The following is a 19,020-nucleotide window of genomic DNA, read 5'->3' as shown; positions in this document are numbered from 1 at the left end:
ATGAACGTTAATTTTATATTAATCACACTGTTACTCGGAGCCATAATTACCTATTTATCCGGCAACAAACAAGCCCGAAATGTAGCGACTGTATTTGGATTTTTATCCTTTGCAATGACAATATATGCCTCTGTCTTATTTTTGAATGGAACAGACGTATCTTTTGCATCAAAATGGATGTCTAAACCAAATGTTTCTTATGCCTTACATGCAGACGGACTGAGTTTGCTCATGCTTTTGCTGAACACTTTTCTGACGCCGGTTATTATTCTCACTTCGATTGGGAGCAACCACAAAAACGCACGCTTACTTTATGCCTTGGTATTGTTTATGGCATTCGCGATGGGCGGAACGTTTTTAGCTTCTGACGGTTTGGCTTATTACATTTTTTGGGAGCTGGCTTTATTGCCAATCTTCGCTATCGGGTTACTTTGGGGTAATGACAGTTGGGAAAACAGAAAAAAGGCGATGTACAAATTTTTCATTTACACATTTGCCGGCTCGCTGTTTATGTTGGTGGGAATCATTTATTTATATACGAAAGCCAATAGCTTTTTACTGGCAGATTTCCTACAGATTAATTTAACTTCCAAAGAACAAACCTATATTTTCTTTGCATTTTTTGTTGCCTATGCGGTTAAAATTCCGATTTTTCCTTTTCACACCTGGCAGGCAAATGCTTATGAAAAATCACCAGCAATCGGGAGTATGTTATTGTCCGGAATTATGCTTAAAATGGGATTATATTCCGTACTTCGCTGGCAGATTCCACTGACCGAAAACATCAGTTCGACTTTGCAAAATACTGTGATTGTCTTATCATTAATCGGTGTGATTTATGCCTCATTCATTGCATTGAAATCAACGCATATCAAACGAATATTGGCCTATTCATCTATGGCTCACGTTGGGTTGATTGCCGCAGCGGCATATACCTACAACACCAATAGTTTCCAAGGAGTTGCTGTTCAGATGATTGCTCACGGCATCGTCATCGTTGCGTTGTTTTTCCTGGCGGAAATTCTTTATCAGAGATATGGCACGTATGACATCAAAGAAATGGGAGGCATCAGAAGTCAGGCGGTAAGATTTTCTTCTTATTTCCTCATCTTTGTTTTTGCATCGGTAGGATTGCCGGGAACATTTAGTTTTATCGGCGAATTCACTCTGTTGCTGAGCTTATCTGAATACAAAATTATTTATGCCATCGTTGGTGGAACGACCATCATTTTCGGGGCTTATTATATGCTCAAAATGTTCCAGACAGCGATGTTGGGTCCACAAAACAGCAAAACATTCAAAGATGTTTCCGGATACGAACATCTTATTTTACTCCTTTTGGCATTGATTGTCCTGTTTTTTGGATTATATCCAAAGCCAATTACGGATTTATTATTTGCAACATTATAAAAATTAAAAATATCGGATTAGCCGAAAATACAATAAGTTAAACCTATGAATACATTAATCGCATTAGCTATATTATCTGTGTTGGTATTGCTTATGGAGATGCTCAACCTCCGAAGAATCATTGTGCCGGTAACCATCATCGGATTATTGGCCGCTTTGGGCATATCGGTATCTGAATGGGACACCAACCAATCGTTTTACCACAGCATGATTGTCGTGAACAAAACCAATATGCTGTTCAGCGGATTATTTATCGTACTGACGATATTTTTGGTTGCCCTGAGCGAATCTTTTTACAAGCCTATTTACAATAAAATTGCCGACTTCATATCCATAAAATTGTTTTTGCTGATTGGTGCAGTTTGTATGATTTGTTTCGGAAACATGGTCATGTTTTTCTTAGGCTTAGAAATATTGTCTATCTCGCTGTACATATTGGCGGGGAGTGACTTTACCAACATTAAAAGCAATGAGGCCGGAATGAAATATTTGCTGTTAGGCTCTTTTGCTTCCGGATTTGTATTGTTCGGTATCGCTATGATTTACGGAGCTACGGCAAGTTTTAATATTATCGAAATCAGTGCACTTTGGTCTCAGCAACCGTTATGGTTTTCGTTGGGAGCCGTGCTTATTTTAATCGGATTGTTGTTTAAAGTAGCTGCATTTCCATTCCATTTCTGGGCACCCGATGTATATCAAGGAGCACCGGTATTGACCACAACACTGATGAGTACACTGGCAAAAGTTGCCGCTGTGGCTGCTTTGTTCAAATTATATCAGATTTTTATGCCGGGATTACCTTCTGAATTCAATCAACTATTGATTTTCATTATCATGGCTACAATGTTGGTTGGAAATATCATGGCATTACAGCAAAACAACGTGAAAAGAATGTTGGCTTATTCCGGAATTTCTCATGCCGGATTTATGCTTATGGCATTGCTCAGTGCAGCTATTTCTGGTCCGTATCTGTTCTATTACGCTACTGCGTATTCTATTGCAGGTATAGCCGCTTTCAGTGCTGTGCTATATGTTTGTCAAGGAATGGACGATGAAGATATTTCTTCATTCAAAGGTTTGGTTTACCAAAAGCCCCTCATGGCGGTCGTGCTGGCAGGCGGTTTGTTATCTATGGCAGGAATACCGGTAATGGCAGGGTTTTTCGGAAAACTTTTCTTGTTTGAAAACACCCTGAATGCAGGTCATACATTCCTCGTAATTTGGGCAGTTATCAATTCTATAATCAGTATTTATTACTATTTCAGACTGATGATTACCGCTTTTACCAAACCGGAAACTGACACAACAACCGACGAAATTATTCACAAGAAAAGATATTATACCACTTATATGCTGGTAGGAATGGTTAGTGTAATAATCAGTATCGCTATCGGTATTTATCCGGATTTAATCCTCGGTCTTTTCTAAGATTTCCCGATATTTGCCACGAATACACTCGTGGCATTTTTATATTATGATAAAAGAAAATCCTTCCGCTTACGAACGGTTTCTGCCTTTGGTTACCGCTATAGCCATGTTCATGCAGTCGCTCGACGGAACGATTTTAAACACGTCTTTGCCGAGCATCGCCAAAAGCATGGATTATTCGCCGTTGGAAATGCAGTCGGTTATTGTCAGCTACACGCTAACATTGGCGTTATTCATTCCGCTTTCCGGTTGGTTATCCGACAAATTCGGAACAAAAAAAATGTTCATGTTTGCCGTATTTCTTTTCACTTTGGGGTCGCTTTTCTGTGCCTTATCGGTTAATCTGTTCACACTTAATTTATCACGGATTCTTCAGGCAATCGGTGGCTCAATGATGGTTCCTATTGCCCGGCTGGCGATTTTGTATCAATATCCGCGGAGTGAGTTGCTCAAAATCATGAATTACATTACCATTCCCGGATTATTGGGGCTTGTTGTAGGACCAAGTTTGGGTGGGTTTTTATCTGATAATCTGTCCTGGCATTGGATATTTTTAGTCAATCTTCCGGTCGGAATTTTCGGTATCATTATGGCATGGAAAATTATGCCGAATTACAAAAACACCGTCGGTAAATTCGACATTCTCGGATTGCTCTATTTCAGTCTGGCATTGGTTTTTATTACTTTGGTTATGGAACTCGGAAGTGTGGGCATCAATCACTGGACACTACTTTTGGGATTAACCTTTTTAGCCGGATTACTGTTTGTTTTATATTACCGTCATTTCAAAAAAAGTACCAATCCGATTATTGACCTGAATCTTTTCAAAATCAGAACACTACGTATCGGATTAATTGGCAGTCTGATTACTCGTTTCGGTATCAGCGGATTACCCTTTCTGCTTCCACTGATGATGCAGGTCGGGTTTGGTTTTTCAGCTTCAAAAGCCGGTATGATGCTCCTCCCCTCTGCCCTGACTACAATCGCAGTAAAGCCGTGGATTGTTGGTATCGTCAAACGATTTGGCTACCGGAAAATTTTGATGAGTAACACACTTTTTCTGGCGACAATTATCTTTGTATTCAGTTTTATGGAAAAAGAAACACCGCTGGTTTATTACATTTTGCTGATGGTAGCTTACGGAGCATTTACCTCCATACAGATGACCTCGATGAACACCATTTCCCTTTCCGACCTCGGTGATAAACAAGCGAGCGGTGGCAACAGCCTTTTGACAATTATGCAACAGCTTTCGGTAAGTTTCGGGATTTCTATCGCCGCTTTGGTGTTGGCTTTCTACAAAGACCAAATGGATTTTTATCACGGTGATTTGGTAACCGCTTTCCAATACACTCTGATGACATTAGCCGGACTGACAGCCTTATCCAGCCTCACATTTACCCAACTTAAACGCAGCGACGGCGAGAAAATGGCAAAATAAATCAAAAAACCACTTTCTAAATTTTGTTAATTTTTAACAGATTATTATATTTGTATCTGAAAAAGAAAATTAGCCAAATTATCTATTATTTATACTTAAATCTTACTTTAACCATGAAAAAGCAATTACTATTGTTGCTTTTTGGCTTATCCGCTATGTCGGGTTACAGCCAGGAAGTGGCCTGGGAACGCAGTATCGGTGGCTCCCATTCCGAATACCTTTTTGATATGACCCCGACGGTCGATTACGGCTTTATTTTAGCCGGAAGCTCCCTGTCGGACAAAACCGGTGATAAAGCTGAATCTGGTAGCGGCAATCTCGATTATTTCATCTGGAAGATGGATAAGCACGGTGAGGAAGAATGGCAGATGAGCTTCGGTGCTGACGGAGCGGATTTGTTGCAAAAGATTACCCCCGCAGACGACATGGGCTACCTGCTTGCCGGGACTTCCAACTCCGGAATCGGCGGTGTAAAATCTGAAGAAAGCCGTGGCAAAAACGACCTCTGGCTGATTAAAATCAACGCCAAAGGAGCTATTGAATGGGAAAAGACCATTGGCGGTTCGGGTGACGACAAGCTGATGAGCGTAACCCGGCTCGATGACGGATACATTGTCGGAGCAGCAAGCAATTCGCCAGTATCGGGTGAGAAAACCGATAAGAGCAAAGGCGGTATGGACATCTGGCTGATCCGTTTAGACAAAACCGGAAAGATTCTTTGGCAAAGAACCTATGGCGGATTCTATAACGATGAAGTAAAGAAAATCCTGCCTACCGAAAGTGGTTTTGTCGTATTGTCAGAATCCAATTCTCCGGCAGGTGAAGATAAGAACCTCGATAATCTGGGCAGTACCGATATCTGGGTGTTGCAATTGGACAACAGCGGTAACCTCCGCAGTCAGTATGTCTTTGGCGGGGAGGGTGACGACCGGGCAACGGATATTTTATCCACCGAAAACGGTTATATCATTACAGGCAGCAAGCAGGAAGACGGCAACCGTCAGTTTTGGGTGATGCAGACCGATAAACAACTGATGGAAACCGACAGCTTTACCCATGAGTTTTCGGGTGATGCTTTTATGACCGACACTTTCCTTGATGAAAATGGCAACCTGCTTTTATCGGGATATAATATGGATTTGAAAACCCGAAAAAAAAGCTACCTGTCTGTCAAAACCAATTTGAGTGGCGACAAACTTTGGGATAAGGAATTATCTACCTCGGGCGATGATTTACTGCGTAAAGTGGTCAAAACCCGCGATGGTGGTTATGTGTTTGCCGGAAATTCCAACGGCACCAAAGCCAAAATCAAAAGCAGCAACCAGGGCGGGTATGATTACTGGGTGTTGAAACTGCACAACGAAGAAGAAATCAAAACCCCGGAAATCAAACTGGAAGCCATTCCGAACCCGACCGAAAACTTTACACAGATTGTACTGAACCACGACTACGAATACGGCGAACTGATGATTGTGGATATGACCGGAAAAATCCTGCATCGCGAAGCCCTGCAATATGATATGGCAACCTTGGATTTCTCTACCTACCCAAGAGGAGTCTATGTAGTCACAGTCAAAACCGACGTGATGGAAAGTTCAGTTAAAGTAATCAAAAAATAAACGAATTATGAGAAAGATATTCGGGCTGTTAAGCCTTTTTATAACCTATAGTGCCACGGCACAGGAGATTGTGCTGCCGGGATCTACAACTAATATAGAGCATGCAGAAAGCATAGCAACGGGGAATGTGAACCCGTCCATTGAGCTGTTTAATATAGAAACGTCCAATCCGAACCTGAATTTACAGGCAAGATTAACTTTTAATCCTTTTGCGTTTTTCTATGAAGATATATTGGGATATGAAGTAAAATCCTTTTTTGACAAAGGATGGGATATTAATATCATTCCAAATATTACCAAATACGTCGATCGTGGAAGCATGGATGATGAGCTGTATTACAGTGAAATTGTAAAATGTAGTCCAGACATCAATCATTCAACAACCTACAATTTTAGTGTTTTTGATGTACAGGGTGTGTTTACTTTTGAAGAACAGAACGGACAACTTGCTGTAAAAACTTTATATAGCTCTGACTATATCGACATTGATGTTGATTATGATTTTTCAACAGTTTCGGGTCAGGAGATATTTCAGATAAATACCATTGCCCTAATAGATAAAAACGGTACCCGTTACGAGTTTAATGAAAAGCAAAAATCCGCTTTTTACGTATCTGGCATGAGCTGCGATAACGAATTTCACGAAATAAACCGCTCATTTTTACTATCGGAGGTTAAGGATAAGTTTGGCACAACCTTACTGACTTATGAATATTACAGCTACCCTGATTCAATAAATCAAGGATCTCAAACCTTCCAATACGACCAAAAATACCTGATGTCTATTTATGTGCCTGAGATGTCGAGAGTTGATTTTATACTGAATCAAACCCAAAAAAGATATACATCTGTCCGGGTATCGCGGTCATCAGGACCCGCCTACATGCTGGAAAGGGTAATCGAACTGCCATCAGGTGGTTCGAACAAGAAGATCATTTTCAATAATGGTGACTATCAGAACGGCAATCAGGAAACGGAATATGAGTATAAGATTTCATCCCAGTTCTATCCCAATTATACCAACAGTTACGTAGAGATTACGTCGCCTTTTAAGGGAATAACCAGATATGAATTTGAACCTCACGATTACGGCTATCATCATACGCCGGACAATCCGGCAGAATTTCCGGAATACACCACGGTGGAAGAACAGTTGCCGGTCACTAATTTATCTACCAGTAACTTTAGTAAATATAGTTTTCATGTTCCGGATGAATACCTGAATGATGACAAAATTTATCTCTCCTATGCAACCCGTGTTCCGCCAGGGTCTATTGATCCAGGTGGTGGTCAAAATGCAGGGAATGTACCAATAGACCTTATGAAGTCCAACAACACCATAGTACATACATTTGGTCTTCCCAACCAGCAGATTCAGGTAAATAATATACTGAACAATTACAAGAGTAATTTTACGAATAACACTTTTTATGTTGGAGGAGATGCCTTATTCTACGAATATACCGGCGTAAAAGTAAAACGGGTATATGAGGTACTGGATCCGACTATTGAGAAAAAAGAACACTTGGGTGGTTATCGCATACGCAAGATTATAAACAAAGACTATGACGGGACAATAGTATCGGCAAAAACCTTTACCTATCGGATGAAAGACGATCCTTACAGAAGCTCCGGAGTCGTAGACGTTTTTTACGTGACTGGTCATACCCCTGTACACAGCAAATACGCACAGACTCCGCTTATTATCTATTATACTTCTGTGATCACGGAAGAAGAAGGGAAGGGAAAAGTTGTGTACGATTATAGTGACGCTGTGATTGGCTGGCATAATCTTGTTGTTCCGCTAAGCAACCTGTCTTCCATACCAAGTGCAGTTTATACCTACAACGAAGCCGGAAAATTGCTCAGCCACGATACGAATGAATTTGAATTGGTCGAAATAGACCCCAATGGAAATGGCTATTTCAAACCTATACCGATACTAAAAAAAATGACGACCACTGCCAAATCTTATGCTCCGGGACTGTTTACCTCTGAAAGCCGTACCGCTGTAATAGAAACCAACTTTGATACCATCAGTCGTCAGGTAACCCATCGTAAGATTACTGATATGGTTACTTCGGAAGTATTTGAAGAGCAGCACTACCACCTAAAAATGGGAAATGCCTACTACCAGACTGCGGTTAAAAAATACAAAAACGGTACAATAATCAACCAGAGCAAGGCGGAATATGCCCCGGTAAACAACGGTACGCTGGCTAATGTATATGCTCTGGAAAAAACATTTGCAACCAAAGAGAACCGCCCCTGGCAACTTGAAAAAGAAATTACACTTTATGATAATAAAGGAAAAATTCTTGAATACAAGACCAAAGAGGGCGTTTATGTATCCCTGATATGGGGATACCATGACAGCAAAGTGGTTGCCGAACTGAAAAACCAACGCTATGCACAGATAGCTGCCGGAACCATTACCAATATCAAAACATACTCCAATTCGGAGAACGCTTCTTTGGAGACTGCTTTAAACAGTCTGCGAAACGCCCATCCGGAGGCTTTTATTACCACCTACACGTATTTTCCATTGGTAGGACTGAGGAGTGTTACCGATTTGAACGGACACCGGACAACGTATCAATACGACCAGTTTAATCGCTTGCATAAGGTACTCAACCATGAGGGCGATGTAGTGAAAGAATATGACTATAACTTCAAAAACTAAATGATGAAAAAGCTACTGACCATATTATTATTGGGTATGATTTCGTGGGCTTATTCCCAAAATCAGAACCATAATTACATACAGGAAAAAATATACCTCAGTGACCAGGAAAACGATGAGGAATCACTGACAGGAATTACTTATTACGACGGATTAGGCCGCCCTATTCAGGCGGTTCAAAAAGGTGCCTCGCCGGTGGACGGACAGGACATTATCAAACATATCGAGTACGAACCCAATATCGGGCAGGTCAAGGATTACCTGCCTTATGCCGGGTCGGGAGCCAATTTTGCTACAAATGCCAAGGCAGAAACGTTAGACTTTTACGATACGTCAAAGTACCAGCTCACTACCAACCCCTACAGCGAAAACCGTTTGGAGGCATCGCCAAGGCAGCGGCTATTGGAGACCGCCGAACCGGGTAACGACTGGGCAATGGATGCGTCTGAAAAACACACTGTACGGTATGACTATGCCTTTAATACCTCAAGAGAAAACGTACGGAAGTACACGGTGAGCAGTACATTAAACACCTCCCGCGGGGCTTATGTCAATACCATTGCTGAGAATGGTTACTACTCCAGCAACAGCCTGTCTAAAACCGTAATAAAAAATGAAAACTGGAAAGCCTCGGACGGTAAGAATAACACCACCGAAGAGTTTAAAGGCTTCGACGGGAATATTGTACTGAAACGTACCTACAACGATGGCGTGGCTCACGATACATACTACGTCTATGACATTTATGGTAATTTGTCGTATGTGCTGCCACCATTAGCCAACGGTACTGTAACCAGCACCACACTCGACAAATTGTGTTATCAATACCTCTACGATGAGAAAAACCGCTTGGTAGAGAAAAAGCTACCGGGAAAGAATTGGGAATATATTGTGTATGACAAAGCCGACCGTATCGTGATGACCGGACCGGTAAACAGCCCCTTTGGTGACGGGAATACGGGATGGTTATTTACCAAATACGATGCCATGAACCGTGTGGCATATACCGGTTATTACAACGGACACAGCGTAACGGCTGCTAACCGCCAACTTATTAAAGATGCGGTAGATGCCCAATCGGACAACAACGAGAGTAAAACCACTGCCAACCAAACCGTGGATGGCGTAGCGATACGCTACAGCAACACCAAATTCCCGACCAGTTCGGTAAACTTACTCACGGTAAACTACTATGACAATTACAGCTATCCGGGGGCTCCGACCAGCTTTCCGAGCATTGGCGGAGTGCCAACAGTGCAGACGGTAAAGGGACTACCCACAGGTAGCTGGACACGGGTGGTAACTACAGCAGCCGAACGGAAAGGTACAACTGGTTACGTGCTTTATAATGCGAAATATCAACCTTTGCGTGCGTATAGTAAAAACCATCTGAATGGTTATACACAGACTGATTACCAAGTAACTTTTGCCGGAGTGCCGACCAAAGCAACCACCAAACACAGACGCACCAACAGTGGCACGGTACTGACCATTGTAGATAATTACACCTACGATGACCAGCTGAGACTGACCAAACACACTCAGAAAACAGGCAGCCAGCCCGAACAGCTGATTACCGAAAATGTGTATGACGCTTTAGGTACGCTGGTAACCAAAAACGTAGGCGGACTGGAAACAGCTACCGACCCTTTGCAAAAGGTAGATTACCGCTACAATGTGCGGGGCTGGCTGACAGATATCAATAATGTGCCGGAAGGTTTACAAAAGCTACCTCCTTTCGGTTCAATAGACAGCAAGGATTTATTTAATTTCAAGATCAAATACAACAGTACTTTTGGGGGTGATGACGATACAAAAGCCCAGTACAACGGTAACATATCCAGCCTGGCGTGGCACACCAAAACGGATAACCAAGTGAGAGGTTATGCCTATGATTATGACCACCTGAACCGTATGCAGTATGCCAGTCATCTCAAGTACTTTACAGTGACCAGCGGTGTATTAATCATCGGTTATAATTATAATCGGACAGGACAATACGCCGAAGATTTGTCTTATGACAAAAACGGAAATATCCTAAGCCTTGATCGCTACGGGCAGGAAGTAGCCGGACAGCCTATACAGATTGATGAGTTGACCTATACATACGACGGTAACCGCTTGCTGAAAGTGGCAGACGGTACAAACAACCCGGAAGGTTTTGACGACGGAAATAGCAGTAATGATTACTTATATGACAGCATGGGTAACCTTGTGGCAGATAAGAATAAAAAGATTTCGAGAATCAGATACAATCATCTCAACCTGCCAACGGAAGTAACATTTAATACCGGAAAGATTAATTACACTTATGATGCTGCCGGTACACGACTGGCTAAAAAAGTAGAACCAACAAGTGGTGCAACGATTACGACCGAATACTTAGGCGGTTTCCAGTATGAAAACAGCGAGCTCAAATTTTTCCACCAGCCGGAAGGGTTTGTACAAAATGAAAATAATCAATACATTTACCACTTCATTTACAAAGACCATCTCGGCAACAACCGATTGACCTATGCTGATTTGAACGGAGATGGTGAAGTAACCCCGGGAGAAATTATTGAAGAAAACAACTATTACCCGTTTGGATTAAAACATCAGGGCTACAACGAGCTGGCGGGCGACACACATAAATACAAGTTCTTAAACAGAGAGTACCAACCTGAGCTGGGATTGAATACCATTGCGACCGATTACCGCCATTACGACGCGGCACTGGGCAGGTTTAACAATATGGATGCGTTAAGCGAACTGGCACCAAGTCAAACACCTTACCGCTACGGGTTTAACAACCCGGTGTATTGGACTGACCCGACAGGGTTGTTTGAGACTGAACAACAAGCAAATAGATGGATGGCAAGATATAGTATTTCGGGGTCAGTTTATTCATATGAAGGTGTGTATTGGGTGTATTCTAATGGCGTACATTATTATATGGATGGCGATTTACTCCATTTTTACTATAATGTTAGTGATGGTGGAGATGGTGTCTTAGATTCAATGGTATTTGGAAGTACTAGCGGAAGACCGGTAGGTGGTGCAGGCGGCAGTTCATCATCGGGTAGTAGCGGAAGCCCTGCAGGAAATGGACCGGGAGGACCGAGCAGCGGTGCCGCACCAGGAGCACCAGGAGGATTTTCAGGTGCCGGACCAGGAGGAATTAGCTTTGGTCAAGGTATGTCAATGATACAAGTGGGAGCTGGTACCACAACAGGATTTTTAACAGATGCGAGTGCTAAATATGCAAACAAATCATTTTATTATCAAGGGTCTGTTAATTACAGTAATACCATTGATTTCTCCGGTAAGTATTCGCCAAATGCCAACATAAATGTCTATGACAAAGGATATAAACAAGCGATACATAAAATTACAACATTAAGGACAGTTACAAACTATGTTTCTAAAGGAGCAAATGCCGCTGGATATATAGATGGAATTAATAAAATAGGAGACGGACAATATATTGAAGGAGCACACTCCGTAGGCACTAATTATGTCGGTGTAAAAATTGGCTCATCATTAGGTTGGGGCTATGGCGTTGTATTTACAGCATCCTATACTTTCTGGGAGCAAAACCTGCCTAAGAGTGAGGTGTACAACAGGCTTATTCATGGGAGAGATTCCGACGTTTATAAGATGCGTTCCCGACACTGGCGTTAAACATATATTATATATACAATGAATAAAATATTAAATTCAATTAAAGAATTCTGGCTTGATTTTTTTTCAGCTTACTATCGTAGGCTGAAAAAAAATGCCGATTACGAAACGCCAGATAGTATTCTGCTAACAATGGCTTTTATACAAGGAGTTAATTTTGATACTGTATTACTTTTTATTTTTTTATGGTTTCCATCTATAAATGTTAATACATTTGTCATCTTGTTAGCTCCAATGGTGGCATTCGCATTGTTAAACCTCTACTTGTTTTACTATAAGTTCGATAAACACCAAAGACAAGCTGCAATTGCCCGAAAGCCACGTTATAAACGTATTGTGTATGACTTATATGATGTTTTCTCAACTATCTTACTCATGTTGATGGCATACCTTTACTCTTTAACGTAATATTTTCTGAAAAGAAAGTGCAGAAAACGTCAAAAACATTAAATTCAATTAAAGAATTCTGGCTTGATTTTTTTTCAGCTTACTATCGTAGGCTGAAAAAAAATGCCGATTACGAAACGCCTTATAGTATTTTGCTATATATGGGGTTTGTACAAGGCAACTGTTTTAACTCTATATTTGTCATATTATTACATTTATTTTCTGTAAAATTAAATAAATGGATTTTAGTAGCTCCCATGGTAGGTTTTGTGGTTATTAATTGCTATATTTTCTATTATAAATTTAATGAAAGCCAAAGAAAAGCTGCAATTGACCGAAAACCGCATTATAAGCGTATTGTATATGATTTGTTTGACTTTTTGTCGGTAGTTCTGTTTTTTATCGTCTTGTATATTCTTTCAAAGTATAGATAGGGTAATGTATCAAATGTGGTGCCGCACCAGGAGGAGTGCCTGGAGGGACAGGAATGACAATTGCTAATGGAGTAGTCGGGGCACTTTCTACTGGAAATATAGTTCCAAGTGGATACCTAAAATATAATGAATTATGGCATCAAACCAAAACAAGAGGAACATCTTTTAGCTTTCAGAATAAATGGAAAAATTCAGGGGCTCAGTATTGGCGAGCACAACAAGTTAAAAGTTTACAACCTGCTCGAAGTGTTGGAGCAATGCTGACAAAGGCGAGCGGTGCATTACTAGTCGTTGATGTAGCAGTCTCTGGACAAGTCCAACCATCTCATTGGATAAACGGAACTATGATTGGTATTTCAGGAACGGGGGTCGGCTCAATAGTGGCAGCAGTTTGGTATATTGCAGACTATGGAACAGGAGCATATAACTATTTTTTCACTGATGATGGATTTAGAACATTGTCAGATGTAATCGACGAAAGTGATTTTGGACAGAATATGACTATTAACATATATTAATTATGATAAAAAGTAGATTTAACGGAGACACCTATTTTTGGGGAATTTTCTTATCAATTTGGATTGTCCCTGGTGCAATAATGATTATTAGAGGGTTAAGGAACTACACCTTTAAACTTGGTGAGACTTTGATTTTATTATTATTTGTTACATTGTTCTATTTTTTAATTAATTTTTTGAAGCATATAAAAATAATAACAATCAAAGAGGATGAACTAAAATATTATTCCTTGTTGCGTCCATTTGGCAAAACGCTAAACCTAAAAGATTATAGTGGTAAGATCATCACTTCCGAATCTGGTTCAAGAGGAAGCTATCAAGTTATCTATTTAGTGAATAAACAAAATGAAACGGCATTTAAACTCATGGGACTGCACTACAAAAATTTTGAGGAAATAAATGATGCAATAATACTTAAAAAAATTAACTTTCATCCAACCCTGTCTCAGTATTTTAAACTTCTGTTTTTTGAAAAGGTACAAGTAAAAAGCGGGGGTAAGAAAAGTGAAACTTTAAGCATTATTTTAAATATCATCAAGATTGTAAGTATAGCCGGAGCTCTTCTCCTCATATTAGGGTTGATTGTAAAACAACTATAAACCGTCAATGCACCAAATGTGGTGCTGAACCAGGAGCACCAGGAGGATTTTCAGGTGCCGGACCAGGAGGAGTCTCTGGAGGGACAGGTACCGGAAGTAACTTCGCTGATAATTGGAATAACTTTAACAATAATGTTGTATTTCCGGCAAATGGCGTTGCAACTATATTTGAAACAGGTGCCAAACGTGCAGGAACTACCATAAGTACTGCCAATGCTTTTAATAAAAAAGCTTTAGCAGAAACTTTGTCGGCAGCAAAAATAGCAAAAATCGCTGGTAGAGTTTCTATGGCAGGGAATATTTCTACAATGGGTCAAGCTGTCTATCAACTTGCTGAAAACCCAACTTGGGGTAATGCGGCAAGAGTTGGAGTTCAAGGCTCGATAATTGCCCTTGAAATAGGGTTAAACGCATGGGTACCCGGCTTGGGACTTTTAGTAGGAGTTGGCTTAACTGCCTTGGAGGCTCATTATGGTCAGCAGTTCTATGATTATATTGATGGTAAATAAAATTATAAAAAATGTATAAATTTTTGTTTTACAAGTTATATCGGTTTGCTAAAGCGCAAGAACAAACAGTTCCTCCAAATTTTGGTTTTGTTGCACTTGCAACAATTTTTGAATTGTTGCACTTTGCAATAATAGCAGTGTTTTTTAAAATTGTAGGATTAGAAATCAATCTTATTAGTAAAGAAGTCTTTGTTGCATTAATATTTATCTTTGGTTTTTCGATAAATTATTTTCTTTTTATAAAATCTAAACTGATTTATAGAATTAATGAGGAATATCAGAAGCAAAATCGTACTGTATGGAAAGACAACGTACTCTTTTTTTCTTATATAATATTTATTTATTTAGTTATGTTGCTTGAAGTATGGGTATATCAAAATTATAATGTTTAAATTTTTATTTTATAAGTTATATCGTATGGCTGTAAATCAACAGGATACAGTACCTCCAAATTTTGGTTTTGTTGCACTAGCAACAATGTTTGAAATATTACATTTTGCAATATTATTTGGTTTTATTGATGAATTTTTTGGGTATAAATTCTCCTTTGTTAGTTCACTAGAGAAATATGTTGGAATTATTTATTTAATTTTAGGATTAGTGCTTAATTATCTGATTTTTATCAAAACCAAATGGATTTATAGAATTAATGAATATTATCAAAAACAAAACCGTATACTTTGGAAAGATAATTTGTTGTTTTTCTTATATATAATTCTACTAGCGGGATTCTTTGTGTTTCTGACATGGTATCATCAAAATTATAATGTTTAAATTTTTATTTTATAAGTTATATCGTATGGCTGTAAATCAACAGGATACAGTACCGGTAACTTTTGGTTTTATTGCTTTTGCAACAATTTTTGAATTGTTGCATTTCGCAATAATTTCTGTACTCTTTAAAATTGTTGGGATAGAAATCAATCTTATCAGTAAAGAAGTTTTTGTTGCATTGTTATTTATCATTGGTTTTTCGATAAATTATCTACTTTTTATAAGAACACGGTTGATTTATAGAATTAATGAAGAGTATCATAACCAGAATCGCATTCTATGGAAAGATAATTTTCTATTTGTTTCTTATATACTTTTTATTTTTCTAGTTATGTTCCTTGAAGTATGGATTTATCAAAGGTAATGTACCAAATGCAGTGCTGGACCAGATAGTGGATTTTCAGGTGCCGGACCAGGAGGAGTGTCTAGAGGGACAAGCATATTCCAAGGACAAGGTTCTACACCTGCTGAAAGATTTTGGAACAGCCCAATGATGAGATTAACCATACCTGATAAAATATCATTCGGTATTGCCGGTGAATGGGCATATTTTGTTGGTATTGATGTAAATACGTTCAATTTTACGGTACTTACAAGAGGCGAAGCGGGGATATATTATACACCCAACATAAATGTACGAGCTGGAGTCGGTAGTTACGTTTCGGGCGGACTTAATTTCTCTACAGGATTATTTACAGGAAACCCAAGTAATATTACGGCAAGTATGCTACAAGGACATACGGCGGGAGTGGTTTTGACAGGTGCATATATTGGCGAAGCATCGGTTGGTGTTTCGTATTCTCCTACAAGAGAAGCTTCTCAAGGTTTTATAAATATGAATGTAGGTGTTGGTCTTGGGGCCGGTCCTGCAGGAGGAGCAGGAGGTTTTTTCGGTGCTCAGTATCAATATACCCCAGCTTATGGAACAATTTGGAAATGGTATTAAAGAAGAATATTATGGAAAGAAATAATAAAAAAAAGAGAAGAAAGATATTAAATATTATTCTTGGGGGCGGATCTATTTTAGCAATGTTAGGGGCAATAATTTATGTTCAAATCACAATAAATAAAGATGCGGATAGGTTTTATAAAAATTCAATCTCCTCCATTATTACAGATAAAGGGACAGATTGGTTAACAGGCAGAGCAAATGTATTCTACTTGTCTGATGGGTTAAAAATATTTTTAGCTTTTAATAAAGTAAGCCAGCTATCAGTTGGAGATTCAATATATAAAGAGTCCGATACTTATATATATGATGTCTATAAGAAAAATCATAAAGGGCAATATGAGCATAGTGGAACTTATGACTATAGAAAAGTGCATTCTGATTAAATAACCATAATGGAAATGTAATTAGGCTATCCGAAAAGCCGGACAGTCTAATTACATCAAAATAATTAGAAATGCCATTAAAGAAATAAAAAGAAGAAAAATGATATTAAAAACACATAGATGATGAAAAAAATAATATGCGGATTATCAACGATATTACTAATGGGGTGTATAAATACTGTAAAGACTGATGTTTTATCGGATAAAGAAGATGCCGAAAAAATAGCAGAACAATTGTACTCTAATTTAGAGAAAAATGAGTATCAAGACGCACACAAGTTATTCAGTTCTAAATTTTTTGATGTTACTCCACCTGACAGTTTAAATAATATATTTCAACAAATAAGAACACTAGGAGATTATAAGCACCGTACTTTAGCAGATTGGAGTACATTTAGCGTTACCGGATCAAGATCTAAAACGGAATACATGCTAAACTATGTCGTAGAATATACTTTATACCCCGCACAAGAAATAATTAGAATGGAGAAAGAAGAAGATGAGATATTTATTATTAGTTACGAAGTGTACTCAGATGGGTTTGAACAATAATTGGAGTTTTTCAAACGCCCCAAAAAAGGGGCGTTTTTTCTTATTGCTCCCCTTGCAACAAAAACTGCAGAGCAAATAACGTCAGAATATGCAGCAACGATGAAGTCGGTTTCAAAAATCGCACGAGCTGGTGGACATTTGGTTTCCGTTGGAGAGATAGGATATGGTGTTTATCAAGATGGAGGCTGGGGATATAATGCAAATGTAGCCACTGGAGGAGCAATTGGAGGTACTATCGGAGCATGGGGAGGTGCGAAAGCGGGAGCAGCAGCAGGAGCTGTTATAGGATCTTTTATTCCCATACTAGGAACGGGAGCAGGTGCAGTAATAGGTGGAATAGTAGGAGGAATAGTGGGTTCGCAAGTAGGTTCAGATGCAGGAAAATACTTGGTAAGAGAAACCTATAATTATTAAATTTATAAATATGAAAGAGATAAAAATTAAAACAAACAAAAAGAAGTTAATATTTCTTTTCTTTATGAGCTTTGCTTTGGCTTTTTTTAGTTTTTGGTACATATTATTTCCTTCAGATTTTGTAAATATTATTACTCGAAGAAAAGAGTTAATATTTATTGCAGGAATTATTGGATCAGTAGTATTTGGAGTCAGCTCAATATGGATATTTTTTAGGTTATTTGATAATAAGCCAGGACTAATTATTAATGAACAAGGTATTATTGATAATACAAATACTGGTTCGATAGGGTTGATAAAATGGGACGATATTATTGAAGTTCGGCATAAGAGAATCATGTCAAATTCTCTTATGCTTATTGTAGTTAAAGACCCTCAAAAATATTTACAGAAAGTATCTGTTTTTAAAAGATTGTCATTGAAGCAAAATATAAATAACTATGGTACTCCAATAGCCTTAACTTCTGTTTCATTAGACTGTAATTTTGACGAATTGGAAAGAATCGTAAATGATGCTTTTTCAATAATTCAACAGAATAATAGCGAGTAGTGTACTGATAATATACCAAATGTGGTGTTGAGCATATTTCAACTATAAAAAGTTTTTAAAATCAAGCATTAGTATAGTAATGGTAGTATAAAAGACGGGCAAATGACAAAAAGCAAGTTTACTGGAGACACCTATTTTTGGGGAGTTTTTATGATCATCCCATTATTTAGCTTTATAGTTTTCTCTATAAAGATTTTACAAACATATAATTTTAAACTTGGTGAGACTTTGATTTTATTATTATTTGTTACATTGTTCTATTTTCTAATTAATTTTTTGAAGCATATAAAAATAATAACAATCAAGGAGGATGAACTAAAATATTATTCCTTGTTGCGTCCATTTGGCAAAACGTTAAACCTAAAAGATTATATTGGTAAGATAATAACTTCTGAATCTGGTTCAAGAGGAAGCTATCAAGTTATCTATTTAGTGAATAAACAAAATGAGACGGCATTTAAACTTATGGGACTACACTACAAAAATTTTGAGGAAATAAATGATGCGATAGTGCTTAAAAAAATTAACTTTCATCCAACCCTGTCACAGTATTTTAAACTTCTGTTTTTTGAAAAGGTACAAGTAAAAAGCGGGGGTAACAAAAGTGAAACTTTAAGCACTATTTTAAATATCATCAAGATTGTAAGTATAGCCGGAGCTATTCTCCTCATATTAGGGTTGATTGTAAAACAACTATAAACCTC

20 protein-coding genes are annotated in these 19,020 nt (G+C 38.6%); all 20 read left to right on the top strand.

The genetic code is table 11. The features are described 5' to 3' along the window. The 20 genes from CDL10_RS07125 (at position 1) to CDL10_RS07025 (ending at position 19,015) form a co-directional block, all read left to right on the top strand. The gene (locus CDL10_RS07125) at positions 1 to 1,410 is read left to right on the top strand and encodes a complex I subunit 4 family protein (RefSeq protein ID WP_100677892.1); all 1,410 of its coding nucleotides are present in this window, start codon (positions 1 to 3) and stop codon (positions 1,408 to 1,410) included. Between the two features lie 45 nt (positions 1,411 to 1,455). Next, positions 1,456 to 2,838 carry an NADH-quinone oxidoreductase subunit N gene (locus CDL10_RS07120; RefSeq protein ID WP_100677891.1) on the top strand — a complete coding sequence of 461 codons (1,383 nt, stop codon included), beginning with the start codon at positions 1,456 to 1,458 and terminating at the stop codon, positions 2,836 to 2,838. Positions 2,839 to 2,884: 46 nt separating this feature from the next. Further along, positions 2,885 to 4,279 carry a DHA2 family efflux MFS transporter permease subunit gene (locus CDL10_RS07115; RefSeq protein ID WP_100677890.1) on the top strand — a complete coding sequence of 465 codons (1,395 nt, stop codon included), beginning with the start codon at positions 2,885 to 2,887 and terminating at the stop codon, positions 4,277 to 4,279. A gap of 113 nt (positions 4,280 to 4,392) precedes the next feature. After that, positions 4,393 to 5,898: a T9SS type A sorting domain-containing protein gene (locus CDL10_RS07110; protein WP_100677889.1), complete on the top strand. Its 1,506-nt coding sequence runs from the start codon at positions 4,393 to 4,395 to the stop codon at positions 5,896 to 5,898. A 7-nt stretch (positions 5,899 to 5,905) separates the two neighbouring features. Then, the gene (locus CDL10_RS07105; protein ID WP_100677888.1) at positions 5,906 to 8,581 is read left to right on the top strand and encodes a hypothetical protein; all 2,676 of its coding nucleotides are present in this window, start codon (positions 5,906 to 5,908) and stop codon (positions 8,579 to 8,581) included. Continuing rightward, positions 8,582 to 12,244: a DUF6443 domain-containing protein gene (locus tag CDL10_RS07100; RefSeq protein ID WP_100677887.1), complete on the top strand. Its 3,663-nt coding sequence runs from the start codon at positions 8,582 to 8,584 to the stop codon at positions 12,242 to 12,244. 18 nt (positions 12,245 to 12,262) lie between these two features. After that, entirely contained in the window at positions 12,263 to 12,652 is a 390-nt protein-coding gene (locus CDL10_RS07095) for a hypothetical protein (protein ID WP_100677886.1), read from the top strand. 466 nt (positions 12,653 to 13,118) lie between these two features. Then, the gene (locus CDL10_RS07085) at positions 13,119 to 13,583 is read left to right on the top strand and encodes a hypothetical protein (protein ID WP_100677884.1); all 465 of its coding nucleotides are present in this window, start codon (positions 13,119 to 13,121) and stop codon (positions 13,581 to 13,583) included. A gap of 2 nt (positions 13,584 to 13,585) precedes the next feature. Beyond that, positions 13,586 to 14,182 (top strand): hypothetical protein, encoded by a 597-nt coding sequence (locus CDL10_RS07080; RefSeq protein WP_100677883.1) that lies wholly within the window; start codon positions 13,586 to 13,588, stop codon positions 14,180 to 14,182. 18 nt (positions 14,183 to 14,200) lie between these two features. Next, positions 14,201 to 14,386 carry a hypothetical protein gene (locus CDL10_RS11375; protein WP_133119471.1) on the top strand — a complete coding sequence of 62 codons (186 nt, stop codon included), beginning with the start codon at positions 14,201 to 14,203 and terminating at the stop codon, positions 14,384 to 14,386. A 41-nt stretch (positions 14,387 to 14,427) separates the two neighbouring features. Next, entirely contained in the window at positions 14,428 to 14,691 is a 264-nt protein-coding gene (locus CDL10_RS07070; protein ID WP_100677881.1) for a hypothetical protein, read from the top strand. Positions 14,692 to 14,702: 11 nt separating this feature from the next. Continuing rightward, positions 14,703 to 15,083, top strand: a complete 381-nt coding sequence (locus CDL10_RS07065) for a hypothetical protein (RefSeq protein WP_100677880.1) — start codon at positions 14,703 to 14,705, stop codon at positions 15,081 to 15,083. Positions 15,084 to 15,108: 25 nt separating this feature from the next. After that, positions 15,109 to 15,465, top strand: coding sequence for a hypothetical protein (locus CDL10_RS07060; RefSeq protein ID WP_133119470.1), 357 nt, complete (start codon positions 15,109 to 15,111; stop codon positions 15,463 to 15,465). After that, on the top strand, positions 15,458 to 15,829 hold the full coding sequence (locus tag CDL10_RS11600) for a hypothetical protein (protein WP_100677878.1): 372 nt from the start codon (positions 15,458 to 15,460) through the stop codon (positions 15,827 to 15,829). The genes CDL10_RS07060 and CDL10_RS11600 overlap by 8 nt, the downstream gene beginning before the upstream one ends. A 126-nt stretch (positions 15,830 to 15,955) precedes the next feature. After that, positions 15,956 to 16,411 carry a hypothetical protein gene (locus tag CDL10_RS07050; protein WP_133119469.1) on the top strand — a complete coding sequence of 152 codons (456 nt, stop codon included), beginning with the start codon at positions 15,956 to 15,958 and terminating at the stop codon, positions 16,409 to 16,411. 11 nt (positions 16,412 to 16,422) lie between these two features. Next, positions 16,423 to 16,800: a hypothetical protein gene (locus CDL10_RS07045; RefSeq protein WP_133119468.1), complete on the top strand. Its 378-nt coding sequence runs from the start codon at positions 16,423 to 16,425 to the stop codon at positions 16,798 to 16,800. Between the two features lie 120 nt (positions 16,801 to 16,920). Then, entirely contained in the window at positions 16,921 to 17,352 is a 432-nt protein-coding gene (locus tag CDL10_RS07040; RefSeq protein ID WP_133119467.1) for a hypothetical protein, read from the top strand. Between the two features lie 99 nt (positions 17,353 to 17,451). Continuing rightward, a complete protein-coding gene (locus CDL10_RS07035) occupies positions 17,452 to 17,766 on the top strand; it encodes a glycine zipper domain-containing protein (RefSeq protein WP_133119466.1) in 315 nt (104 codons plus the stop codon). Between the two features lie 10 nt (positions 17,767 to 17,776). After that, a complete protein-coding gene (locus CDL10_RS07030; protein WP_100677873.1) occupies positions 17,777 to 18,316 on the top strand; it encodes an STM3941 family protein in 540 nt (179 codons plus the stop codon). Between the two features lie 102 nt (positions 18,317 to 18,418). Next, positions 18,419 to 19,015: a hypothetical protein gene (locus CDL10_RS07025; protein WP_100677872.1), complete on the top strand. Its 597-nt coding sequence runs from the start codon at positions 18,419 to 18,421 to the stop codon at positions 19,013 to 19,015. Positions 19,016 to 19,020: the final 5 nt, after the last annotated feature.

It is taken from the genome of Avrilella dinanensis (assembly GCF_002807015.1).
Classification (GTDB): Bacteria; Bacteroidota; Bacteroidia; order Flavobacteriales; family Flavobacteriaceae; genus Flavobacterium; species Flavobacterium dinanensis.
The sequence above is the reverse complement of the archived record's forward strand: the minus strand, read 5'-3'. Positions and strand labels throughout refer to the sequence as shown.